This window comes from Gardnerella sp. KA00718, from assembly GCF_049244285.1.
GTDB classification, from domain to species: Bacteria; Actinomycetota; Actinomycetes; order Actinomycetales; family Bifidobacteriaceae; genus Bifidobacterium; species Bifidobacterium vaginale.
Genome location: NZ_CP058370.1, coordinates 1039586 through 1064782 on the forward strand (window position 1 = coordinate 1039586; position 25197 = coordinate 1064782).

Annotated in this window: 21 protein-coding genes; all 21 read right to left on the minus strand. The window is 40.2% G+C overall.

Going from position 1 to position 25197, the window contains the following annotated elements; genetic code table 11:
* Position 1: 1 nt before the first annotated feature.
* The 21 genes from carA to HXT55_RS04310 all read right to left on the minus strand — a co-directional run bounded on the left by carA (position 2) and on the right by HXT55_RS04310 (position 25185).
* Complete coding sequence (gene carA / locus HXT55_RS04210) at positions 2-1216, minus strand: glutamine-hydrolyzing carbamoyl-phosphate synthase small subunit (protein ID WP_421792542.1); 1215 nt, start codon at positions 1214-1216, stop codon at positions 2-4.
* A gap of 217 nt (positions 1217-1433) precedes the next feature.
* Complete coding sequence (gene nusB / locus HXT55_RS04215) at positions 1434-1964, minus strand: transcription antitermination factor NusB (RefSeq protein WP_004111768.1); 531 nt, start codon at positions 1962-1964, stop codon at positions 1434-1436.
* 163 nt (positions 1965-2127) lie between these two features.
* A complete protein-coding gene (gene efp / locus HXT55_RS04220) occupies positions 2128-2691 on the minus strand; it encodes an elongation factor P (protein ID WP_004111770.1) in 564 nt (187 codons plus the stop codon).
* Between the two features lie 135 nt (positions 2692-2826).
* Positions 2827-3768 carry a hypothetical protein gene (locus HXT55_RS04225; protein WP_004111771.1) on the minus strand — a complete coding sequence of 314 codons (942 nt, stop codon included), beginning with the start codon at positions 3766-3768 and terminating at the stop codon, positions 2827-2829.
* A 127-nt stretch (positions 3769-3895) separates the two neighbouring features.
* The gene (pyrE, locus tag HXT55_RS04230) at positions 3896-4588 is read right to left on the minus strand and encodes an orotate phosphoribosyltransferase (RefSeq protein ID WP_004111772.1); all 693 of its coding nucleotides are present in this window, start codon (positions 4586-4588) and stop codon (positions 3896-3898) included.
* A gap of 62 nt (positions 4589-4650) precedes the next feature.
* Complete coding sequence (locus HXT55_RS04235) at positions 4651-5646, minus strand: dihydroorotate dehydrogenase (RefSeq protein WP_174191084.1); 996 nt, start codon at positions 5644-5646, stop codon at positions 4651-4653.
* Between the two features lie 6 nt (positions 5647-5652).
* The gene (locus tag HXT55_RS04240) at positions 5653-6561 is read right to left on the minus strand and encodes a dihydroorotate dehydrogenase electron transfer subunit (protein ID WP_116692108.1); all 909 of its coding nucleotides are present in this window, start codon (positions 6559-6561) and stop codon (positions 5653-5655) included.
* A 188-nt stretch (positions 6562-6749) separates the two neighbouring features.
* On the minus strand, positions 6750-7784 hold the full coding sequence (pyrF, locus tag HXT55_RS04245; RefSeq protein ID WP_116772888.1) for an orotidine-5'-phosphate decarboxylase: 1035 nt from the start codon (positions 7782-7784) through the stop codon (positions 6750-6752).
* A gap of 84 nt (positions 7785-7868) precedes the next feature.
* Positions 7869-9281: a dihydroorotase gene (locus tag HXT55_RS04250; RefSeq protein WP_004111776.1), complete on the minus strand. Its 1413-nt coding sequence runs from the start codon at positions 9279-9281 to the stop codon at positions 7869-7871.
* An 87-nt stretch (positions 9282-9368) separates the two neighbouring features.
* Positions 9369-10598, minus strand: a complete 1230-nt coding sequence (gene pyrB, locus HXT55_RS04255) for an aspartate carbamoyltransferase (RefSeq protein WP_421792546.1) — start codon at positions 10596-10598, stop codon at positions 9369-9371.
* A gap of 111 nt (positions 10599-10709) precedes the next feature.
* The gene (locus HXT55_RS04260) at positions 10710-13982 is read right to left on the minus strand and encodes a bifunctional [glutamine synthetase] adenylyltransferase/[glutamine synthetase]-adenylyl-L-tyrosine phosphorylase (protein ID WP_421792548.1); all 3273 of its coding nucleotides are present in this window, start codon (positions 13980-13982) and stop codon (positions 10710-10712) included.
* Between the two features lie 49 nt (positions 13983-14031).
* Positions 14032-14886: a methylenetetrahydrofolate reductase [NAD(P)H] gene (gene metF, locus HXT55_RS04265; RefSeq protein ID WP_004111779.1), complete on the minus strand. Its 855-nt coding sequence runs from the start codon at positions 14884-14886 to the stop codon at positions 14032-14034.
* Positions 14883-17219 carry a 5-methyltetrahydropteroyltriglutamate--homocysteine S-methyltransferase gene (gene metE / locus HXT55_RS04270; protein WP_103013149.1) on the minus strand — a complete coding sequence of 779 codons (2337 nt, stop codon included), beginning with the start codon at positions 17217-17219 and terminating at the stop codon, positions 14883-14885. The genes metF and metE overlap by 4 nt, the downstream gene beginning before the upstream one ends.
* A 176-nt stretch (positions 17220-17395) precedes the next feature.
* Positions 17396-17953 (minus strand): SixA phosphatase family protein, encoded by a 558-nt coding sequence (locus HXT55_RS04275; RefSeq protein ID WP_004117220.1) that lies wholly within the window; start codon positions 17951-17953, stop codon positions 17396-17398.
* Between the two features lie 17 nt (positions 17954-17970).
* Entirely contained in the window at positions 17971-19074 is a 1104-nt protein-coding gene (locus HXT55_RS04280) for a tRNA (adenine-N1)-methyltransferase (protein ID WP_421792550.1), read from the minus strand.
* A gap of 36 nt (positions 19075-19110) precedes the next feature.
* Positions 19111-20175: a tRNA (adenosine(37)-N6)-threonylcarbamoyltransferase complex transferase subunit TsaD gene (gene tsaD, locus HXT55_RS04285; protein WP_013399577.1), complete on the minus strand. Its 1065-nt coding sequence runs from the start codon at positions 20173-20175 to the stop codon at positions 19111-19113.
* Positions 20168-20776, minus strand: a complete 609-nt coding sequence (gene rimI, locus HXT55_RS04290) for a ribosomal protein S18-alanine N-acetyltransferase (RefSeq protein WP_004111784.1) — start codon at positions 20774-20776, stop codon at positions 20168-20170. Before rimI ends, tsaD begins: the two co-directional genes overlap by 8 nt.
* A 20-nt stretch (positions 20777-20796) precedes the next feature.
* Complete coding sequence (gene tsaB, locus HXT55_RS04295) at positions 20797-21591, minus strand: tRNA (adenosine(37)-N6)-threonylcarbamoyltransferase complex dimerization subunit type 1 TsaB (RefSeq protein WP_004117227.1); 795 nt, start codon at positions 21589-21591, stop codon at positions 20797-20799.
* Between the two features lie 38 nt (positions 21592-21629).
* Complete coding sequence (gene tsaE / locus HXT55_RS04300) at positions 21630-22199, minus strand: tRNA (adenosine(37)-N6)-threonylcarbamoyltransferase complex ATPase subunit type 1 TsaE (protein WP_004111786.1); 570 nt, start codon at positions 22197-22199, stop codon at positions 21630-21632.
* A gap of 64 nt (positions 22200-22263) precedes the next feature.
* Positions 22264-23235, minus strand: coding sequence for a DNA polymerase III subunit delta (gene holA, locus HXT55_RS04305; RefSeq protein WP_421792553.1), 972 nt, complete (start codon positions 23233-23235; stop codon positions 22264-22266).
* Positions 23236-23361: 126 nt separating this feature from the next.
* The gene (locus HXT55_RS04310) at positions 23362-25185 is read right to left on the minus strand and encodes a ComEC/Rec2 family competence protein (protein ID WP_421792555.1); all 1824 of its coding nucleotides are present in this window, start codon (positions 25183-25185) and stop codon (positions 23362-23364) included.
* Positions 25186-25197 lie beyond the last annotated feature (12 nt).

Genomic DNA, 25197 nt, shown 5'->3' on the forward strand with positions numbered 1-25197 from the left:
ACTATTTTTCGCTTTTATTCTTGTGATTTTGCATAAGTTCTACAAAGCGGTTAAACAAGTACGATGCATCATGAGGTCCTGCGGCTGCTTCTGGATGATATTGCACAGAAAAAGCTGGAATATCAAGGCATTGCAAGCCTTCTACAACATTGTCGTTAAGATCTACATGAGATACTATTACGCGACCAAAATGTCCATTTTCGTAAGGAGACTGAACAGTCTTACCAATAGGTGCATCTACAGCAAATCCGTGATTATGAGCCGTAACTTCCACTTTTCCAGTAGTCACGTCTTTTACAGGCTGATTTATGCCACGATGACCAAACTTAAGCTTGTACGTTCCAAACCCAAGCGCGCGACCTAAAAGCTGGTTTCCAAAGCATATTCCAAAGAATGGGTATCCTGCGTCTAACACGTTACGCAATAATTCCACTTCTCGATTTGCTTGAGCAGGATCACCTGGTCCATTCGAGAAGAACACGCCATCTGCATTAAGCGCTTGAAGTGACTCAAAGCTTATTGAGTAGCTTACAACGTGCACACGGCATCCACGCTGTGCCAAACGATGCGGAGTCATGGCTTTTATACCAAAGTCCACAGCTACAACAGTGTAAAGAGGCTCCTTGCCTTCGTAATCTCCACAAGGCTCAATTGTATAAGCTTCTTGCGTGCTAACTTCGTCAGTTAGTCGCAAGCCTTGCATTTGAGGAGTTTGTTTAATCTCATTCACAAAAGACGCAACTGTGCGAATTGCTCCAGTAGATTTGTCTATCAGTGCTTCATTAGAAAAAATGCCGGCACGCATAACGCCAACTGAGCGTAAATGTCGTACCAGCATTCTCGTATCAATACCACTGATTCCTACTATCCCTTGTTTTTCTAAATCATCTTCCAAGGAACCAGTGGATCTCCAATTGCTAACAATAGGGCTTGGAGCTTTTACCACGTATCCTGCAACCCATATTTTTGAAGATTCTGGGTCTTCATTGTTAATTCCCGTATTTCCTATGTGTGGGAACGTTTGAACAACTATTTGTTGATCATAACTTGGATCAGTAAGCGTTTCTTGGTAACCAGTCATTCCTGTAGAGAACACGATTTCAGCGCGCGTAGAACCTTTTGCGCCAAATGGTTTACCAACGTAAACTTGTCCGTCTTCCAATACTAATACTGCATCATCAGTGCCGAATCCGGCGAAGGTGTCGTTATAGCCCACCTTAACCCCCTTATGGCTTTAGGTTATTCGTGGCAAGTCTACTCAGATTGGCGGACGGCGACGCGCCGATAATAGCTATCAACAATTTCTCAATGCAAATTATTATTACGAATTCATTATTACGAATTCATTATTACGAATTCATTATTACGAATTCATAATAAAAAAAAATCCGCTTAACGCTACTGCACTAAACGGATTATACGCAATTTTAAATTCACTCAACAGAATCAGTATTAAATTCATTAGAAGATTGTTCAACATCTGAAGAATCAGCTGCTTCAGTTTCATTAACTTCTCCAGCAGTATCTTCCGCAGATGCCTCACCATTAAACTTTGCTAAGCAAGCTTCTTTGTCTGCCATAATCGCGCTTAACAAGCCATGAATAAACGCAATAGCATCATCATCACTATACATTTTTGCGAGAGAAATAGCCTCATCGATAGCTACCTTATCTGGAACTTCGTCGTTTAAGAGAATCTCCCATACGGCTATTCGCAAAATATTACGATCAATCACAGCCATTCTTCCGACTTTCCAGCCAGTAGAATAACGATTCAATGTCTTATCAATCCTATTTCTACGTTCACCAACTCCTCGAATAATATCAACAGCATAATCTGGAAGAGGAGTTTGCGCACCTGGCTCCTTCAAACGTTCTTCAAGCAAAGAAAGAATATTTTGATTCTTTTCATCTGCTTCATACAGCGTATTCAAAGCCCTTTTGCGAGCGGTGGAACGTGCCATAGTATCGTCTTTCTATCAAACTACATAGTCTTATAGATCATTAAAGTCTACAAGAATTAAACTTACATCAATATATATCAAATATTGCACAAAATAGCTATTGCAAAATAAAACGACTCAGCAACAAGAATCGCCGCCGAGTCGCTTTATACAAAAAATTTAATTAGTTTTCACGACCAAGGTAAGAGCCGTCACGAGTGTCGACCTTCACCTTTTCGCCTTCACCCACGAAGAGTGGAACCTGGATTTCAGCACCGGTTTCCACGGTTGCAGGCTTAGTACCAGCGTTAGAACGATTGCCTTGCAAGCCTGGCTCAGTGTGAGTAATAGTCAAAATCACGGAAGCTGGAAGCTCAACGCTCAAAGGAGTGCCGTCATGGAAGCTTACGATGCAGTCGGTGCCTTCAAGCAAATACTTGCTCTGCTCGCCAACCAAAACCTTAGGAATATAAACCTGGTCGTAAGTGGTCATATCCATAAAGACGAAGTTGTCGCCATCTTCGTATGAATATTGCAACGTGCGGTTATCAACGGTCTCGAACTCCATCTTCATGCCGGCATTAAAAGTCTTGTCGACAATCTTGCCCGAGAGCACGTTCTTAATGGTGGTACGCACAAAAGCAGGACCCTTGCCTGGCTTCACGTGCTGGAACTTAACGACGGTCCAAAGCTGACCGTCAAGGTTCAAAACCGATCCATTCTTAATATCATTGGTAGTCTGTGCCACGAGTTATCCGTTTCTTTCGTTAATTAAAGCTGCAATTTACGCAGCTAAGAAATAAACCTTGCTTATTATGCCACAAAGCGTCAACTAATTAAAATAACAACTGAAATAACAACACGCATTTAACGCGATTATTCGTCACTCTTGATCGTTTTGTTCCGACGACTCTGAGTTTTGACTACGACCCATTGGAATATAGCCACCTTGATCATCCTGAGGATGTGGAGCATCAAAAGGATACCCATTGCCATCTCTACTTAAAAATCTATCGCTCATTTTTTTAATTCTATCTTCGTACTGGCTTATAACAGCTTTTATTTTTTGATAAGACTGTCTTAACTCTTGATAATTATTGCTGCTTTTAGCAAGAGCATTACCAGCATCATTAATAGCATTTTCTAGACTTTTAGAAGCAACAGCTAAAATAGGCAAATCTTTCGCTTTTTCTACAAGCTCTCTAGCTTTTTTAACAAGATTTAACAATTGATCACCAAAAGCAGTTCTGCGTGTTTTTAAAAGATTATCAGAAGATTTTTTAAGCAAATCCGCATCTTTACTCAAAGTATCCAACTGGTTGGAAAACTTATTTTCAACTGATGGGGAATCGTAAGAACTAGCTCCAACTGGGCAATCTAAAATATCATTTTTCAAATCATCCTTGGCATAATTTAAGGAAGATTGAAAATCGTCAACAGCATCCTTAACTGAATCAAAATCAGCATCAAAATCGGAAGATTTTATTTCAGAAGCATCATGCACGTTTTGGCTTGAAATGATTTTTTTAAGATTAGCTTTAGCTGAAAGAACTTGTGTACGCAACTGCACGCACTTTTTAGATGGCTCGCCAGCGTTTATATTACTAGAACTATGCGCAAACAAAGATAACCATATTCCGATAACAATTGCTACTGCAATAAGTGAAACAGATATAATCACTGCAATAGCTTTCTTATCGCTTAATAATGATCTGTTTGAATCATTACTAGACCGATCAAAAATGGCATCTTGCTCATACTCAGGCGGATTATTAAATGAATCTATATCATTCAAATCCTGATATTCGTTATTGTCCTCTTTCATAATCCGCCATTCCTGTTTAACAAACCTATGTATGAATAAAATAGCAAGAACACAACTCATACATGACTTATATAATTGCTTAATTATATAAGTCTATAATTGTATAAGTCTATATTGCACAGACAATTTACGCACCATATTCTCGCAAATAATTTTCAGCTCGAGCAGCTAAATTCTCATCCATAACAGCACTTCCGTCATTATTAGTAAGTTTTTGTGCTGCAGCAAAAATTTCACGCACGTTAGCAATTGGCAAAACTGGGAATCCAAACTCCTGCTCTACTGCTTTTACTGCAGAAAGCTCACTATCTTTCGTGCGTTCCATTCTGTCTACTGCCAAAATCAAGCCTACAACTTGCACATTTGCTTCTGCTTTAAGCTTTGGCAAAGTTTCGCGAACTGCGGTTCCAGCTGTCATCACGTCGTCAACTAACAGAACTTTCATGCCGTCTTTTAACGGTTTTCCAACCATAATTCCACCGTCGCCATGGTCCTTTCGCTCTTTGCGATCGAAAGTAAAACCAACAGGCATATTGTGATTATTCGTCAAAGCCATTGCCGTAGAAACTGCAAGCGGAATACCCTTATAAGCAGGACCAAAAACAGTATCAATATCTTTCGGAAGTTTGCCATCTTCAATTGCTGCAACAACGCGCTGAGCGTAATATGCCCCTAAGCTCGCGATTTTCATTCCGTCGTCAAAAGCTCCAGCGTTAATAAAATAAGGTGATTGACGACCAGATTTTAGCGTAAAGTCACCAAATTTAAGTGCGCCTGAATCAAGCAAAAACTTTGTAAAACGTTCGTCTAATTCTGCCATAATTAGCTCTCTTTCTTAAAATAATTTTGAATACTTTCTAAATACTTTCTAAATACTTAATTTCAGCGCCAAGTCTTTCCTTCGGCAAGTAAAGACGCAAGCTTTGGACGCGAATCAAGCAAATCGTCAAGCTCGCGTGCAATGCGAATAGGAGCAGTAGGATCTACCAAAGCGGCAGCACCAACTTCTACAGCATTCGCGCCAGCATACAAGTATTCCAAAGCTTTTTCGCCAGAATCAATGCCACCAATGCCAATAATTGGAATATCTGGCATAGCTTGACGCACTCGCCACACAAACCCAAGTCCAATCGGGAAAATAGCAGGACCTGAAACACCGCCAGTACGGTTTGCAATAATCGGCTCGCCTGTTCGAATATCAATTCGCAAACCAACAAGCGTATTAATCATGCTTAACGCATCCGCTCCAGCATCAACAGCAGCTTTGCAAATCGAGACTATATCAGTAACGTTTGGAGTCATTTTTACAATCATTGGTTTATCTGTCATTGCGCGAAGTCGCTTAATTAAGCGGTGCAATGCCACTGGATCCGTGCCAACGCTCATTCCGCCGTGAGTCACGTTTGGGCAACTTACGTTAATTTCGAGCATGTCTGCAGAAGAATCTGCAAGCTTTTCAACAACTTGAGCATAATCGTCATCACTGTGGCCAGCAACATTTGTGATTACAAGCGCTCCAAGCTTTTTTAACTTTGGAAGCTCGTCTACTAAATAGTGGTCGACTCCAGGATTTTGCAAACCAACAGCATTCACCATTCCAGAAGGCGATTCTGCAGTGCGCGGAGCAGGATTTCCTTGCCAAGGAACAGGTGAAACACCTTTTGTGCAAATTGCTCCAAGCTGGCTCACATCATAAAAGTGCGCGCAAGCTGCAAGTTGGAATGTGCCAGACGCTGTTCCAACCATGTTTTTCCATTCAACGCCAGCAACTTTAGTTGAGTGCTTCCAAACGTGACTTGTGTCAAATCCAAGAGTTGATGCATTATTTTGCGCGCTATTTTGCGTATTTTCCAAAGCTTTATTCATTTCGTTACTCATATCTTTTTACTCCCAGCCTAATCTTTCGCTGTCAAACACTGGCCCCTCGTTACAAACTTTAAGTCTGCCTTCTAAAGTATCTACGACGCAAGCAACACAAGTTCCATATCCGCATCCCATTCTTGCTTCTAGGCTTAATTGACATTTAACATTACGCTCATGCGTCCAATGAGCTACAGCCTTCATCATTGGCATAGGACCGCAAGAAAGAACAACAATAGGCAAATCGCCATTAAAATCAAAATGATTTTCTTGCTCGAGTTCATTAAGCAAAGTAATAACAGTTCCTTGCGCGTTGCTAATGCTATAAACATTATCAACGTATTCTTTCATAAATGAGTCAGCAAAATGATTATCGCGATATCCAAGAACCGCAGTCACTTTGCAATTCTTGTTTTTTGCAATCGCTTGTGCAGCACAAATCAAAGGAGGAACACCCAATCCCCCGCTTACAAGAACATAGTGCGCTGGCTTAGAAATATCAAAGCCTAGTCCTAATGGCCCTAAAGCGTCAACGGTATCTCCTGCTTTGAGTTCTGAAAATTCGGCAGTGCCCTTACCAATCACAGCAAAAATAAGAGTAAAAGTATCTCCATCAACGCTTGCAACACCAAACGGCCTAGGAAGCATAGTTGTAGAATCTGGAGAATATAAATTAACAAATTGCGCAGGAGTGGCCGTTTTAGCAATAGCATCATCGCGCAAAACTAAGCGATACACACCTTCATCAAGCTTTTGATTATCAAGAACTTCTATAGCACGGCGACCTAAAAGACGAGTGTATTTTAAATCATCAGCGTGCAAACTTTTTGCACTAAAAGAATCTGCGCCCGAAGAATCATAAGCGTCTTCACGTAACGTAAATATGGCGTTTCTCAAAGATTTTCGAGTTTGAATAAACATGCCATCACTCATCTAGTTTTACCCTACCTTATGTAGTCGTATCGTTGCGTAATTTAGTTATCTTTAGCTATTTTTAGTTTTAGTTATATTTAGTTATACATGCATAATTGTTTTTACACGCGCATATTCACAATTTTGACACAATGACTTTGAAACATTTCCGAATTGTGATTCGCTTTGCATTAACACTAACACACGATTTATTTATATACTGCTTGTCTTAAATCATCCCTCATGTTTAAAGCAGATTTGCGAGCAGAATCAGATACAATCTCAAGAATATTATTAAGAGAAAGAGAAGACTTGTTTTTAACATAATCTTGCGATTTTCGCCAAGAACCAATAATTCCGCGAGAAGAATTCACTATTGCACCTCGACCATTTTCATCAAACATTCCAGAAACATCTTGTGCCGTTCCACCTTGTGCACCATAACCTGGAACAAGGAAGAAAGTGTGCGGCATAATCTCGCGCAAACGCTTACCTTCTTCTGGATGAGTTGCTCCCACTACTGCTCCTACTCGCGAATACCCTCTAGTCCCAATATTTGATTCACCCCATTTTTCTATCAAACCTGCCATATGCTCATAAACTGGTTTGCCATCTTCAACAACAAGTTCTTGAAGCTCTTTGCTAGAAGGATTAGATGTGCGTAGAAGAACAAAAATATTTTTATTACGCGCTACTGCCTCATCTATAAATGGCTTAACACCATCTGAACCCATATACGGGTTTACAGTAAGCGAATCCTCGTGCCACACATCTTTTGTACTAGCGCTTTTAAGAAGATTAACTAAAGATTCGTTAAAATCGTAAGAATCATCTTTAAAATACGAATCAAGATCAGCAAATCCTCGCAAATGTGCTGCATACTGAGCTGCCGTGGAACCAATATCGCCTCGTTTTGCGTCACCAATAACAAATAACCCACGTGATTTTGCATAATCACAAGTCATAGCATAAGTGTCTATTCCAGCGGAACCAAGCGCCTCATACATTGCAATTTGCGGCTTAACAGCTGGAACAATGTCGTAAATCGCATCAATAATCGCACGATTAAACTCAAAGTACGATGCAGCAAGCAAGGTTGGCAAAGCCTCTTCATCTTCGACTTCTTGCAAAACTTCATCAGATAATCCACTTAAAATTTGCGCAGGCAAAATCCCAGGCTTTGGATCTAATCCAACAACAGTAGGGTTTTGCTTCGCTGCTATTTCTTCTATCAGTTCGTCCATATTGTTCCTCTACTAGCCGCAAACTATTTTTTAGTTTTTAGTCTTTGTCTTTACTTATAAAACACGACTTATAAAATACACAAATTACATACGAGAAAAGGCGATCTCTGAGCCAACAATAGTAGCCACTGGTCTTCCCTGTAACTGCCATCCTTCAAATGGAGTATTACGAGCCTTTGAATGGAATGAATTCGCATCAACGCTCCATTTTTCACGCATATTAATAAGCACTAAATCAATATTTTCTGGATGTTCAGTTTCACTTAATTTTAATGTTCGTCTCACGGCACAACGCGAAGACACGTTAAGCAAAGCTGCAACATCTGTAGGCCTTCTACTCATAAATTGCATAGGATTAATCGACATAAGTTCAATTAAGTGCTTATCATCCGTATATCCTGCATCAACAAGAACTTTACGGCATACACCATAAGCACATTCCAAACCAATAATCCCATTTGGAGTATTAGCAAAATCGCCAGCTTTATCACCTGCTGTGTGAGGAGCATGATCTGTGGCAATCATATCTATAGTGCCATCTGCAATAGCAGCAAGAGTTGCCTGTCGATCCGCTTTAGATCTTAGTGGTGGATTCATCTTTGCCATTGACCCATACTTAAGCACATCCTCATCGCAAAGAGCAACGTAATGTGGGGCTGTTTCGCAAGTAATCGGCAAACCTTCCTTCTTGGCTTTGCGAATAGCTTCAAAAGCAGCAGCCGTACTAACATGCTGGAAGTGCACGTGAACACCTGTTTTGCGAACTGCTTCTATATCCCTATTAACAATCGCAAGCTCCGTAGACGCAGGAATTCCGCCAACACCTAGAATTTTAGCAACTGGTCCTTCGTTTACCGAGCCATAATCATGGTGCTCACAATGCTCAAGAAGCGGTAATCCTGTTTCTTTCGCCATTTTAAGAACGTCTAGCAAAATCGAATTTGTAACAGCAGAACCATCATCACTTATGGCAGTAATTGGATGCTTTTTCATAGGCGAAGTTTTTTGATTATCATCAACACCATGAACATATTTTTTCCAAAGTTCAATATTGCTTGGTTTTAAACCTTGCCTACTTATTGAAGCACAAACACTTAAATCGTAGTGGACTGGCAATTTTACGCCATAAATACACCCGTATCTTTGCAAAAAATCTATAACGTTTTCTACATCAAAAGGAGCATCATTCCAAGGCTCACCGTCAACAGCTGGAATTGTGTTTGGCATAATCAACACATTCGTATATCCTCCAGCAGCCGCAGCATTGCCCCCAGTCATCATTGTCTCTTTATCAGTTTGACCAGGATCCCTAAAATGCACGTGCGGATCTGCAAAACCAGGAGCAACAATCCAATCGCTTGCATCAATTTCCCCGTAAATTCGGGCATTTTGCTCAATTAAAGCGTCTTGTCTAACGCCATCTACAACCAAATCGATTCGCTCGCCAGTATCCCAAACGGCAATATTTCGCAAGGTTAACATGCGTGAGTCGTTCATATTGCTCCTAGTTTTGCTTATTTCTATTTTTTATTCAGTTTTATTTTTAATTTTGAATTATATTATTCACGTATATTCTACTTGGATTCACTGCAATTCTTCATCACAATACAAGCAATGATACTCATGTTTATCTGACTCAGCTTTATAGAATCTACGCTTAAGAGTCAACTCACTATTTGTTATGCAACGAGAGTTAGGACATATAAGATTTTCTGGAGCATTCTCGTCAGATATGTGAACGCGAGGATTAGCCAACGAAATTCCATGAGCATCGTAAGCTTCCAACTCATCTTTAGGAACATTGACAAAATCAGTCGGTTCATATCCTGGAAGCTCATCTCCAAGAACAGAGCTTTCTAATGCCATTCGCATAAGCATGCCATTCTTAACCTGTTCAAAATATGCTGCACGAGGATCGTCATCAACATCAACAGCGATTTCGTTAATTCTAGGAAGTGGATGAAGCACTGGCATATAAGATTTTGCTTTTTGCAATTTTTCTTCTGTCAAAATGTAAGTGTCACGAAGTCGCAAGTATTGCTCGCGATCTGTAAAACGCTCTTCTTGCACGCGAGTCATGTAAAGAACGTCTAGACTGCCAATAACTTCCATCAAATTGTGCGTTTCTTCGTAAGAGCACGAAGGCGTATCGTTAATGCGGTCGATTACGTACTGAGGAGTTTTAAGCTCATCTGGGCTAATTAGCACAAAGTGAACGTTTCCAAAACGGCATAAAGTTTCAATAAGCGAGTGAACAGTGCGACCGTATGTTAGGTCTCCGCATAAACCAACTGTTAAATTATTCAGCCTGCCAAATCGTGCAAGAATTGTAGCTAAATCTGCAAGAGTTTGAGTAGGATGCATATGGCCGCCGTCTCCTGCATTAACAACAGGAACACTTCCTGCATGCGACGCCACAAATGCAGCACCTTCTTTAGGATGACGCATTGCTACAACATCTACATAATTTGACACCACTTTTAAAGTGTCACTAACAGTTTCGCCTTTGCTTGCACTAGAAAGCTGAGCGCCTGCAAAACCAATCACCTTTCCACCTAAGCGAAGCATTGCTGTTTCAAAGCTTAGTCGCGTTCTCGTGCTCGGCTCATAAAAAAGAGTGGCCAACACTCTGCCATCGCAAGTGTGGGCCACTTCTTTTCTTTGCTCGTCAATATATCGGGCTTTGTCTAAAAGCATTCGTATTTGCGCCGTGGAAATATCGTCTAAAGTAACAACGCTTTTGTTTGCTAACGATTGAGCAATTGCGCAACGAGAAAAAACTTGATTAGAAGAATCAGAAAATGCGTTCGTCATAATAGAACCGCTTACCTTTCGCTAGTTGGCAAACGACCGCGACCACACGCGACCTTGTAGATTGTACACGATTTGTCAGACTTAGCGACACAATAAAAATGTTTCTAAATATTAGCGACAGTAGAAAATACGAGACATGACTTCGCGGCATTGACGCATAACAGCCATTAAATCGTTTTCAAAAACGCGACCCTGGTTTGGATCGTATCCAAGATAAGTGGCGATTCCACCCAAAGAATAAGAGTCTGTTGGAAGAACATCCGCGCGCTCCAAGGAACCAGACCACAAGAAGTTCGCATTTCGCACTGCAGAACACATATGCCAGCATTTTTCTAACACATTTGCGTCTTCATCTTCAATCAAATTCAATTCTTTAAGCGCTTTCAATGCTTGCATTGTGCCAACTACGCGCAAGGACTCGTGTTTCCCAGCATATTGCAATTGCAGAAGCTGAACAGTCCACTCAACATCGCTTAAACCACCGCGGCCAAGCTTCAAATGTCTGTCTCTACTAACGCCTCTTGGTAAGCGTTCCGCTTCCATACGCGCTTTAAGCTTACGAATTTCCGCCAATTGAGATTCGCTAAGAGCATCTGGTGAATAGCGCAAGTCGTTTACTACTCCGCTTAGCAGATCATCTGCCAAATCTTTCGACCCTGCAGCAAAACGCGCGCGCAAAAGTGCTTGATTTTCCCACGTACTAGCCCACTTTTGGTAATAATGCTCACACGATTCTAGAGAACGCACAAGCGGACCATCTTTACCTTCTGGTCGCAAATCTAAATCGACCATGATTTTTGGTTCTAAAGTAAGAGGACCTTGCAGAATATTGCGCAATATGTCTACAGTAGTCTGCGCGAAACGGTGAGCAAGATCAGATACGGAATCATATTCAATCTTGCAATCATCACCATTAGACGTCGGCTTATAAACAACCATCATATCCGCATCCGAGCAGAAGTTAACTTCCCTTCCGCCATAACGTCCTAGGGCAATAATGGCAATCGAAGCTTTACTCTCGTCTAAGCCCATTTTTAAAGACGCATCTTTCATAGACCATTGCAGAGCAGCATCAAGTACAGCATCAAACACATCACTCATCGCTTGCATAGAAGTATCATCGTCGATAATCCCGCACATCCAAGCAAGTGCTACTCGCTCAATTTCTTGCCTTCTTAAAGCGCGCAAAAATTGTGCAAAATCCGCAATACTGCTTGAATATCTTGCCACCATTGCTCGCGTTTGCATATCTAGACTTTCTCTGCCTCTAGGTGTAAGAGCCGAATCGTCTCCAAGCCAAGTTATTGACTGTATAGACTTCATCATTGCATCGCCTAAATAACGCGAATCAGACAAAACATGACAAAGCCTGCGAGCTGCGCTAGGAGAATCACGCAAAAATCCAAGATATGTGTTTTTTCCACCAAAACGCTCGGAAAGTCGCCTAAAAGCAAGCAAACCCATGTCGGGATTTTGCCCTTCTCCAAGCCATTTCAACACTGCTGGGAGCAAAATTCTGTGGATTTTAGCAGCGCGTGAAAGTCCATCAGTAAGCGCTTCAACATGCATTTGTGCAGCTTTTGCATCAGCAAAACCGATCGATGCAAAGCGAGCGCGAGCAGCTTCTGCAGACAACACAATAGGATCCGCATCCGTTTGCGCATTGATTGGCAGCATTGGACGGTAGTAAATATCTTTATGCAAGTGCCTAATTTCTCGGCGCGCTTTGTCGAATCGTGCAACAAGCTCTTCTGGCTTAAGTCTAACAGTTCTAGCAAGACGCCTGATTTGTTCGTTATTGTTAAGCTCTTCCGCACTAATGCTTCTAGCGCGATCTAATCCACCATTTCCTTGGGCACCTAAATCTGGGAATAAATGAGTGCGTTGCATACTCCACATTTGCTGACGATGTTCAAGAACACGCTCAAAACGGTAGTGTTCTGCCAAAATTGCAGCTTGCGACCTAGAAACGTATCCTCCAGCAGATAGTGCATTAAGCGCGCCTAAAGTATCTCTAACTCGCAAAGACTTATCTTCACTTCCGTGCACAAGTTGCAGCATTTGAACTGTAAACTCAACATCTCGCAATCCTCCGCGCCCAAGCTTCATGTCTAAATCTCGCTGAGACACAGGGATCAAAGACTCTACTCGCTGTCGCATATGTTGGCAATCTGCAACAAAGTGTTCTCTACCAGACGCTTTCCAAATAAGCGAATCTGCCATTTGTCTATAATCTTTACCTAGCTGCGCATCTCCTGCAGCTGGCCTCGACTTCAGCAATGCTTGAAACTCCCAGCTACTTGCCCACTTTTCGTAGTATTCGTGATGTGATTCCAAGCGCCTAACAAGAGGTCCATCTTTGCCTTCTGGTCTTAGCGCTGTATCAATTTGCCATAATGGTGGCTCCGCACAACCCATAACAACCGATTGACACACTTTTTGCAAAACAAGTGCAATAGAAGACCCAACTCGCAAAGCTTCATCTTGTTTAACGCCATTAGTTGGTTCTACTACATATATTAAGTCAATGTCTGAAACGTAGTTTATTTCTTGCGCTCCCAATTTTCCCATTGCTATTATTGCAAACCTGCAGCAACAAGATCCAGAAACTTGCCCGCGCGCAATCGCAAGCGCAGCTTCAAGAGCCGCATCCGCAGCATCCGAAAGTTTACGACTTATGTCTGGCTGTAATTCTACAGGGTCTGCGCTCGCCAAATCATATGCCATAATTGCGGCAATATGCTGGCGATATCTCGCTCTAAGAGCACAAACAGCTTGTGCAAAAGGCATAGAGCTTATTGGAACAGTGCACGAATTGCAATTCTTTTCGTCATCTTTTTCTTCGTTTACTACTGTTGCACTATAAGATTGAATAGCTTGAAGTAAATCCGAAACACGTTCTTCTAAAGTCATGTGTAGTAAGTGATTTGGGTCATTTGCTGCAGCGTTTATTAAATCGGTGTGCGTTCTCATTAGCATCGCAAATGATTTAGATGCTCCAAGAACTTGCATTAAAGACGCAAGTGTGCTTGTTATTAATGAATTATTCGAGTTCTCCGCAATATTTTCAACAGTTTTTTTCTGAGATTGATATATATCTTTAAACGCTAAAATTGCGTAATCTGGATCTTCTACTCTATTTATGCTTTCTAAGATTTTGAGCACATTAATTGAGTTATTCTCACAATTTTTGCAAATATCTTCTATGGTTTTACGAGCAGATTCTGGACGAGCAAATCCAGCTTTAACTAGAGTTCTGTATGATAAGTCAGTTTCTTTAGCAAAACTTAAATTAAAATCCGCATGCTGTTTTAAATCAGTGCCTAAATTATGATCTAGATCGCTATTACTGCTTTTTTGACTGCTCATAACGCCACTGTACATTGTGGTGCAGTACAACATGATCCTTGCACTGCACCACAAATCTACAAATTTACACTATCTTAGTAAAAAGTGGCTTAACGTTTGACCAAATGCTTCTGGTAACACCAGGACGATTCATTGTGTACAAGTGTATCCCATCTACGCCTTCCGCAACTAAATCGTTAATCTGTTGAGACGCAAATATGCTTCCAGCGTCTTGCAAGACTTCTGGGTTACTTCCCCATCGCTCAATCATTGCTAAAACTGGCTCACTTATTTTAGAAGAGCACATTTTTGTCATTCGCTTAACTTGATTAGCATTTACAACAGGCATAACTCCAGCTTCAATTGGAACGTTAATGCCAGCTTTTCTAGCTAAATCCCTAAAGTGCAAAAAGTCATCATTATTGTAAAAAAGTTGCGAAATCAAGTGAGTTACTCCAGCATCAACTTTTCGCTTTAGATTATCGATGTCTTCTTGCAAAGTAGCAGCTTCTGGATGTTTTTCTGGGTAGCATGCACCCAAAATAGGCAAATCTGGGCGCTTTGAGTGAATATATGATACTAAATCGCTTGCATGATTAAATACTCCAGCAGCATTCTGATTTTCAATAACGTCTCCGCGCAAAGCTAAAACGCCACTAACGCCTGCCTTATCAAACATATCTAAAGCTTCGTCAACATCGTCATAATCCAAGTATCTTGCTGTTAAGTGAGCAACAGTTTTAATGCCATACTCCGATCGAATAGTGTTGGCGATTCTAGCAGTAGCAGTTCGATCCGAAGATTTTCCAGTTCCATAAGTTACAGATATAAAATCTGGATCCAATCCCCTTAAGCCATCTAAAGTGTCGTAAATCGTACCTATTGGAGATGTTCTTTTAGGCGGAAACACCTCTAGCGAAAACTTTGGTTTGTACGTCATTTTAGACTACCGCCCAATTCGCTTCTAACTTTTTTAGCTGCCGAAACAAGATTTTGCAAGCTAACCCAAGTTTCTGCATTTCCGCGAGTTTTCAAGCCACAATCTGGATTAATCCACAGCTTGTCTGCTGGCATTTTGTGCAAAATCTCGTGAATCCTGTTAACAATCTCATCTTCGCTAGGAACGCGAGGAGAGTGAATATCATAAACACCAGGGCCAGCTTCTGTTTCAAAGTTCGCGTTATGAATAGCGTCCAAAACAACTAGATCTCCGCGCGAAGCTTCAAACGATATCACGTCCGCATCCATTGCATCAATGTCTCGAATAATGTCGTTGAATTCCGAATAGCACATATGAGTGTGGATTTGCGTAGTAGCAGCTACAGCAGAGTGCACAAGACGGAAAGCTGCAATCGCCCAGTCCAAATACTTCTTATGCCAATCCGAACGTCTAAGCGGAAGCTTTTCTCGTAGCGCTGCCTCATCGATTTGAATTACGCGAATTCCAGCACGCTCCAAGTCCAAAACTTCATCTCGAATAGCAAGAGCAAGCTGCTGAGTTTGCTCTTCGTGCGTAATATCTTCGCGAGGCCAAGACCAGTTAAGAATCGTAACAGGCCCCGTTAGCATGCCTTTCATGACATGGTTTGTGCGGCTTTGAGCATACGCACTCCACTCTACTGTGATTGGCTGCGCTCTAGAAACGTCGCTCCAAACGATTGGAGGCTTTACGCATCGAGTTCCATAAGACTGCACCCAAGCGTTTTTTGTAAACTTAAATCCGTGCAAATGCTGGCCGAAGTATTCAACCATGTCGTTTCGCTCAAATTCGCCATGTACAAGAACGTCTAAGCCAATGCGCTCCTGGTGTTCTATGCACTCGTCTATTTGCTTGGCAATAAACGCGTTGTATTCTTCTTTGCTAATTTCGCCTTTTCTATAAAGCGCTCGAATCGATCTTATTTCTTTTGTTTGAGGGAAGGATCCGATAGTTGTTGTAGGCAAATCAGGCAATCCTAATGCTTCTTTTTGTAATTTTTGACGCTCCGCGCGAGATGGCTTTCGCTCAAAATCTTCTGGCTTAAGACTTGCGATTCGCGCTTTAACATTTTCGTCTACTTTTACTCTAGACCCATCGAATAATGCCTGATTTTGCGCTAATTCCTCGCTATTTTTAAGCTCATCATCATTCAAAACGCAAAGCTTAGCGATTTCGCTTACTTCCTTCAACTTTTCTACAGCAAACGCAAAATGCTTTAATACGTCTTCGCCAAGCTCTTCTCCATCCGTACTAAATGGAACATGCAAAAGCGAGCATGCAGTGGAAACAGCTATGCGATTAGTAACGTTTTTTTGCAAAGCATCTAGCAAGCCAAGGCTTTGCGCGTAATCATTTTTCCAAATGTTTCTGCCGTTTACAACTCCTGCAAAAATAGTTGTTTTCTCGTTTACTCCATATTTTTGCAAAGCTTCAAGGTTTTCTTCTTTGCCTTCTACAAAATCTAAGCCAATTGCATCAAATGCCAAATCGTTTAGTGTTTTGTACGAGTCTAAAATATTGCCAAAATAAGTGTTAAGCAAAATTTTAACGTTTTCAGCATTATCCGCGCTTTCAAATCTGCTTTGAAGAATCGGATTATATAAGTCGCTAAAAATCCTTAAATCTCCATCTTCTTTATCTAAGCACAAGTATGGTTCGTCGAATTGCAACCATTTTGCTCCAAGACTTGCAAATCGTTTTACAATATCGCAATACGCGTTTGCTAATGCTTCAATCGTCTCTTTGTTTGCTTCTAATTCTTGTGCTTGCGGGGTGCGCGCTAGTTTTAAGAAGGTGTATGGTCCAATCAACACTGGTTTTGTTTCAATTCCGAGTGCTTTTGCTTCATTGAACTCGTCGAATGGTTTTGTGCCAGCTAAATGCAAATCTTGCGGATTTTCTACTTCGGGAACAATGTAGTGGTAGTTGGTTGTGAACCACTTTTTCATTGGAAGCGCTGTTACGTCTCCGCGTTCACCTTGATATCCGCGTGCGATTGCAAAAAGCGTATCTTCTGCATTTTCAAACTCTAGATTCTTGTACCGTTCTGGCACTGCACCAAGCAGGATTGCTGTGTCTAGCATTTGATCATAATAGCTAAAATCATTACTTGGTATAAGTTCTATTCCAGATTCTGTTTGGATTTTCCAATGCTTTTTGCGCAAATCTTTTGCAACTTGTCTTACTTCTTCTAGAGTTGCGTCTTTTTTCCAATAGCGTTCAATAACTTTTTTAAGCTCGCGATTTGCGCCGATTCGTGGGAATCCCTGTACGGACGTAAGAACAGTATGCATATATCCTCCAAATAATTAACAACCTGATTCAGCCTAGCAAACATTTGGCTTAATGAGGTCATTAGCTATTTGGGGGTGTCGTTATAACCTAAACTTATATGCAGATTTATGCAGATGATTCGTGTGGATTTTATGCAAATTTTATAAGGATTTTATGCAAATTTATGCGTATTTTACTATTCAAAATCCTTTGGGGTTATAATTCCCAACGCTTTAGCTCCTCGCAAACCGCAAGATGCAAAAGGTACGTCGGATACTAAAACAATAATCGAAGCATTAGCTAACCCGAGTCGCATTGTTCCTAATATATCAGGATCTGAATCTGGAGAAGAAAGCCATTGCGCAGCCATCGACATTGTTGGCTCATGACCAATAATCATTGTTATTCTAGAATCGCTCCTAATCGCACAAAGCTCATCCATTACAGACTGCATTCCGCCATCATATAAGCTTTTTCTTGACGCTACTATTGGAGAATCTCCGAACTTTTTAAGCATTTTGTGCATCGTTTGTTCGGTGCGATTTGCACTTGAACAAATAATGTAGTCTGGAACAAGCTTTAGAGATTGCAAACCTTTTGCCATGATTTTTGCTTGTTTTAAACCTTTATCGCTAAGGTCCCTTCCCCAATCGTCTCCCATTGTTGGCGGCTGTGCTTTTGCGTGGCGCATTAGTAGCAGCACATATTTTGCGTGCTTTACTTTTTTAACGATTTTTTTGATTGACGCCGCCATTTTAATCTCCTCAGTCTTCAGTTAGCCTTATCAGGCTTTGGATTTGAGTTAGGTAATTGTGCGATTTGCAAATCTAAATCTCTAAGGACTTTTCTAAGCTTTCTATCGGATATATCTCTAAGAGACAAGTCTTCTAACTGTTCTGCGCGCTCTTCGGGAGTTAAGTCATCAATATCGCTAACAGTATCTTTTGTAGCACGATCGCGCTTTTTTAACGCATTAAATCCTTGCGCCATTGCGCGCGAAATAACCAGAAAACCAGTATGACCTATCATTGCGTGATCTGGTCTAACTGCTAAATCTTGTGCTTTCCAAGTTCTTTCTAACGTTTCTTGAATCTCTGGTTCTGTCCAAACTCCAGAAGCACGCAAACTTTGTGCCATTCTAGACATTTGCGTTGTGGTTGTTACGTACGCAACCAATACTCCACCTGGAGCAATAACTCTATAAGCCTGTTCAAGCCTGTTCCAAGGATCAAGCATATCTAGCATAATGCGATCAAAATAGCCTTCTGGAAGAGACTTTGCTACTGAGTCAAAATCTCCAGTTAAAAGATTCCACCATTCTGGTTTTTCGCCATAGTAAATTGTTGCGTTTAGTTGCGCGATTCTAGCAAAATCAGGTCTAAGCTCTATTGTTGTAAGCTCACCACTTTGACCAACAGCGTCTAAAAGACTTAAGCTCATTGCACCAGAGCCTGCTCCCGACTCTAAAACATGCATTCCAGAGCGAATATCTCCTAAAGAAATCACTTGTGCAATATCTTTTGGATACATGATTTGAGCGCCTCTTGGCATAGATAAAACGTAATCCGCCAATCGCGGACGCATAACTACATAATCCCATCCGCCTATTGCGCGGGCTGCCATCCATGGCTTGTTTGATTCTTTAGATGCGTCAAGCTGCTTATTGCTACGCTCAAAATCACGTTTTGTGCTAACTGTTGTTACTACAACACCTTGAGTTTTGCCAATAACATCGTCGTGCAAAATAATGCCGTGTTCGGTTTGTGTAACTCCGCCTTTAGTAAGCTGTGCTGTGATTCGCTTGCCTTTTCTATCGGTGAATTGGATTTTTTCACCAACTTGCAAAACTCCTCTACGTGCATAGCTTTCGTACACAAAACACCTCGCTTATCTTCAGAACGACTTTTACTATTATAAGCTAACGGTTGTAAGTGGCATTGCTGAATCGATTGCAAAATCTGGAGCGGACGGACGAACGCCTGCTTCCACCAAATTCACACCAAGCATTGCCACCATTGCTCCGTTATCTGTGCAAAGCTTAAGCTCTGGCAAACGAACTTCGATTCCATGCTCTTTGCCTTGCTCTAAAAGATGTTCTCTAAGTTGCGAGTTTGCAGAGAATCCGCCACCAATCAACAAAGTTTTTGAACCGTATTGCTCGCAGCCCATCATAGCTTTGCGAGAAAGAACATCCGCAACAGAGTTTGCTAAAGACGCACAAACGTCGTCAACTGGTATTTCTAAGCCTTGTGCTTGGCGAGCTTCCACCCAACGCGCAACAGCAGTTTTGACACCCGAAAAACTAAAGTCGTAAGGATGCTCTTTGCCAGAACGACCTTGCGTAAGACCTTGTGGAACTTTCAAAGTATTTGGATTTCCAAGGCGCCCGTGCCTATCAATATGCGGACCCCCTGGGTAAGGGAATCCAAGCAATCTAGCTACTTTATCAAAGCATTCGCCAGCTGCGTCGTCTAATGTTGTTCCAACAACATCTATACTGCGCGCAATGTTATTAACATGCAAAAGAGAAGTGTGACCTCCCGAAACTATAAGCGCTAGAACGTCTTTAGGCACATCGCCGAATTGCAATTGCGTTACTGCAATGTGTCCAATAACGTGGTTTATTCCATAAATCGGCTTTTTTGCTGCACTTGCTAGTGCTTTAGCTCCCGAAACTCCAACAGCTAAGCATCCTGCTAATCCCGGACCTGCACTTACTGCTATAGCGTCAATATCGCTTAAATCCATATTTGCATCTGCTAATGCTTTTGATACCACTGGCACGAATGCTTCTGCATGCGCGCGTGATGCGATTTCTGGTATAACACCACCGTAGCGTGCGTGTTCTTGCATTGAGGATGCTACAACGTTAGAAACTAATGTTCTTCCTTTAACGATTGCGGCTGCCGTTTCATCGCAAGTTGATTCAATGCCTAAAACTATTGGCTCGCTTGTTTTATTCATTGTTTCACTCATTATTATCCTCACTTTTAGCGCTGTTATAAGCTTCGCTAGATTCTTCTAAGCTTTTTGAGCTTTTTAAATTTTCTAAGTCTTCTAAATCGTCTATTTGTGCGCACATTGTATATGCGTCTATTCCTTCTGGCATATAGTATCTTTTTCTTAATCCCATTTTTGTAAAACCGAATTTTTCATACAGTTTTAGCGCTGGATTGTTATTTACCCTAACTTCTAAAAGCATTCGTTTTGCGCCTATTGATTTTGCATTTTCAATCATAGTTTTTAGAAGATTGCTTGCAATTCCTCGCTTTTGATATTCTTTTGCAACACCTATTGTCATTATTTGAGCGTCGTCGCCATCAAACCAAAATCCCGCATACCCAGCTACCGTATTTGTGTTTAGATCAACATCTGCATAATACGCGCGCATTGGTGCTTGTAACTCTTGCAAAATCATGTTCTTGTTCCAGCATCCTGGTCCAAACAAGTCTGCTTCGATTTTTGCAATTTGAGAAACTATTGCTTCATATTTTGCATAATCAATTTTCTCTATTGCGCAGCTTTGACTATTTGATGCACAAGCTGGATATTTTGAGCGAGTTATGTCTACAATCATATGTGTACTTCGCTTGAATCCTATTTTTCCGCCACTTTTGTAGCAGCGCCAGATCCCAAAACGTGCTTCAACGGGTTTGGAACAGATACGTCTGGTCTTCTTAAATAAAGCGGTTCAATAACGTCTTTTTGACTTGCGCACAGCTTAAATATCTCTAATCCTTTTACGCCTAAATCAAGAGCACTCGCCTCTGTAATTAAGCATATATTCCCGATTTTCTTCCAATCTTCAGCGTATTTTTTAGCACCATGGCCTGCAACGCAAACGCAATAATCGCAAATATTATTTGATTCAAAATATTGATTTACTCTTTCAACAATATTTGCAGGATAATCAATGTCCATTTCTATTACTGCACAACCACTATCGTCATATAAACTCATATAAACTTGGCGTCTTCTAGCGTCATTTAACGAAAGAACATACGTGTGTTTAGCTACGCAAGATTCATTATTTTCGACTATTTCACTATTAGAGATAACGCCATCTTTAAGCGATTCTTCAAAAGCGCCAGAACGAATCATTAAACTTTGTGGAAGCAAACTGTTGCATCCTAGAATCTTTGCGTTATTCGCAAAAGCAATCGCCTTAGCTGCAACCAACCCAGCTCTTAAACCTGTAAAAGGAGCAGGGCCTACTCCAACTACAATCTCGTCTATTTGATTAAGCTCTAGACCAGCATTTTTTACTGCAAAATCAATGTTTACTTGCAACTTTTCAACATGTGTACGCGAATCCGTTTCCACTATTGGCTTATAACCTACAACTCCAACTGTTGAACCATATGACGTATCTATAATCAGCGTATTGCTCATTTTTGTTCCTTAAATTAACCAACCAATTTAGCTTACTCTTAATCAAGAATTTTTAAGCGATCGCACCAGTCTCCTCCGACTGGAACAAGCGTTACAACGCGCTTGCCTTCACTTGTAAACTCATTTGACTTTTCTTTATCAATCGGTCTATCAATATGAATTTCAAGACGAACATCAGCAAGAACACCAGCCATCTGTTCTCCCCACTCCATAAGCACAACAGTTCCCTCTCCTGGTTCTTCCAATGCTTCATCTAAACCTAAAGATTCAAGCTCATCTAAAAGCCTAGAAACAGTGTCTTGCCCTGGAGCATAATCTTTTCCACCAAGCCTATAAGCATCTACATGAATAAGATTCGCAACTTTTCCATCAGAAAATGTGCCTTTTAGCTCTCTAGCAATAGTAAAAGTCGGGGAAACTATCGGATCTTTTATTCCCAAGCCCTGTCCAAAACCTTGCGCGAACGTTGTTTTTCCAGCACCAAGTGGACCAGAAAGCAAAATAACATCTGTCTCATGCACTATTTTTGCAATAGTTTTTCCAAGATCTCGCATACACGAATCAGTTGGAATTACTAGCTTTTTGATATTATGATTTTCCAAAATCACACACTTTCATATTAGACTTTTAACGCTCTATGTTTTAACACTTTATGCTTTTAAAATTTTCACATTAACGCCCACGACAAGCAATCATGCTAATGCATTTTTCTAAAGCGTAATCAGCATCACTTGTTCCGCCTTTGCATTGCTCATCTGCCCACGCTAAACATTTAAAACACTTACGAATCCCATCATCATTCCATCCACCTAAATCCCTCATAGCCATTTTTAACGCCCAAGGGTTAACTTTTGCTTGAGCATTAGAAATTTCCCCGTTTTTAACAGCTATAGCCTTTGTAATTATTCGCATTTTTGCAGCTAAAGCCCCAATCAATGCTATAGCATCAACGCCTTGTAAAATCGCTCTTCTTGATGCAAGAATAGCTTGAGCATAGTTACCTTCTGCAGCTTTATCTGCTACAAAAAATCCAGTTACTTGCGGATCCGATATTAAATATTGGTCAACTATTTTTAGTGTGATTGGGTTATCTTCAAAATCAAAGCACAATTGAGAACAAAGAGCCGCCAACTGGTCGGTTTTCCCGCCTAAGACTTCTGTTATGCGTCCAGCTGCTGCAGGCTCTATACTACGATTTTGCCTTTCAAAAAGACTTAGCACAAAATTCAATCTTGCATCATCTTTTTTAAGATCTGGTACAGTTATTTTACTTGCTCCAGCTTTTTCAAGTTTTGTAACAATTGACTTTCCTTTAACACCTCCTTCGTGGCGCGCAATAACCCAGCAATCATTGTTATTAGATTTAGATTCTCTAGTACAAAACTCTATTATCGATTCAACTAAATCTTCATTAGCTTGTTCAAGATTATTAATAACAACAATTGTTCCGCTAGAAAAAAGTGATGGTCCTGTAGCAGTTATAAAAGCATATTTATCGGCATTTAATGCGTCTAAATTTATAACATCTGCATCTGGGTAGGAGCCTAATATGCGAGTTTTTAAGTCGCGCGCGTTTAGATCATTTAAATACGCATCACCGCCCACCACAACTGTAAATGGCGCAAATTTTTTTAACGCTTGCATACGTACTCCTTAAGAATATTTATATTCTCACGATTTAACTAACGCGAATATCCTTGTTTTTATTTAATCCGCTTAATTTTGCACGCCTATTAATTGTACAAACTATATAAAACTTAAAACACTTAATCATTCAAAAAGTTTTGTTGAATCATTTATAAGCTGCTTAAAACGATTTGACTTAACTTGTAAAAGTATCCTTAAACTATTATATGATTCACTTTTTCTAAAATATTTATTTATGATAAGTACTAATAAAAAGATAGCGAATTCAGCGCACGCGATTAGCCACGCACCTAAAGATCCATTAACCCAAGGTATTGTTCCAATTTGTAAATCTCCCAAATACCATGCACAATTTGCCATAATGTTTGTTCCAAAAGATGAAATTGTGGCAAAAATCAGAGAAATAGAATAACTCCAATTAGCGCATATAAGCGAAAGCAGACCAAATATTGTTGCAAAATCAACAAAAGGTGCAACAATTAAATTCGCTATAACAGATATAAAAGATACTTGCGGTTGCATTAATATTTGTACAGGAAGCGTAAAACACTGTGCACACAACGTTATGCTTAATGCGCTTGCAAGACTAGACGGCATATATCTTAAAAAGATTCTTCTTAAAGACATTCCACAAACAATTATTCCAAAAGTTGCACAAACAGAAAGAGCAAACGAATAATCCCATGCATATTTTGGACAAATAAAAAGAACACTTATAACAGTTAGACTTAAAGCACTAGCAGACTGGTATTGTCTAGAAAACATTAATGCCCCGGCAGAAATTAAACCCATTATAAGCGCTCTAAGAACCGATGCTGACGGATACACAATACACGATAAAAGAATATAACCACAAGCTTCAAATATTGCGCTCACTACTCTTGGCAAAAGCAAAAAAGCACATGTCTTACGAATAACACAAGATAAAAGCAAAAAATGTCCTCCAGAAACCGCCATAAGGTGCATTATTCCAGCTATTTTGAATCTTTGTTTCATAGTATTCGCATAAGTGCTATCGATACTAACTTTTCGTAAATCTTCTACATCACTTAAATGCTCTTGTCCTAAAAGTCCTACAGTAAGACCAGGAACAAGCATTTGACCCTGTTCATCTAAAGAACTAGTCACATTGTAAAATTCTTTCCACAATGTATTTAGTAATGTCTTAAAAAGATTAGCTTTTTCAATAACTTCTACTTTATATAATTTCGTTTTATCTGTTTTGTTTGCTTTAGGAACTTGAATGTCTATCGCATGAGAGTCAAATTTTGAAATCGAAATTTTTCCAAAACTACTTATCTTGTATCCGTAGTTCATTATTTTGCAATCTGGATTAAAAGCGTAAAGTTTAGCAGACACAAAGCTTTTACTCCTACTAATAACTTTTTCTTTATCCATAATTTCAATCTGTTTTACATTCACGTTTAATACGCAATCCCCCTTAAAGGATTGCGATACTCTTGGAGGAGACGTTATATCCATAAGCAATCTGATGGATTGAACATCGTTTTTTCTATTAAATTTATATTCTGTATCACTTTGCTTTAGATCTTTAATAGCATTAAAAACAGGGTCCATATGTTCTATGTTTAGAATAATTGAACACATTATAAAAGCTGCTAGAAACGTACAAAAACTTGTTAAAAAAGCATGCTTGTATCCTATTATTTTTAATTTTTTAATTAACTCATAAAACTTTGATTTTATGCGACTTTTGTAATCAGTTGTATTCTTTAAGCGGCACGTAAAAATGCAATTTCCCATTGAAAAAATAGTATAAAAGCACAAAAGAGCAAATGATAATATTGCGATTATCATACAGAAAAAATCTTGTTGTGAATCAACTATAAATCGAGCGAATAAGCAACCAAACCATACGCTAAACGCAATAGGAACAAGCCTAAAATCTTTGTTTCCATTTTCAAGATCCCAATATAATTCTTTCATTTTCCAACCTTA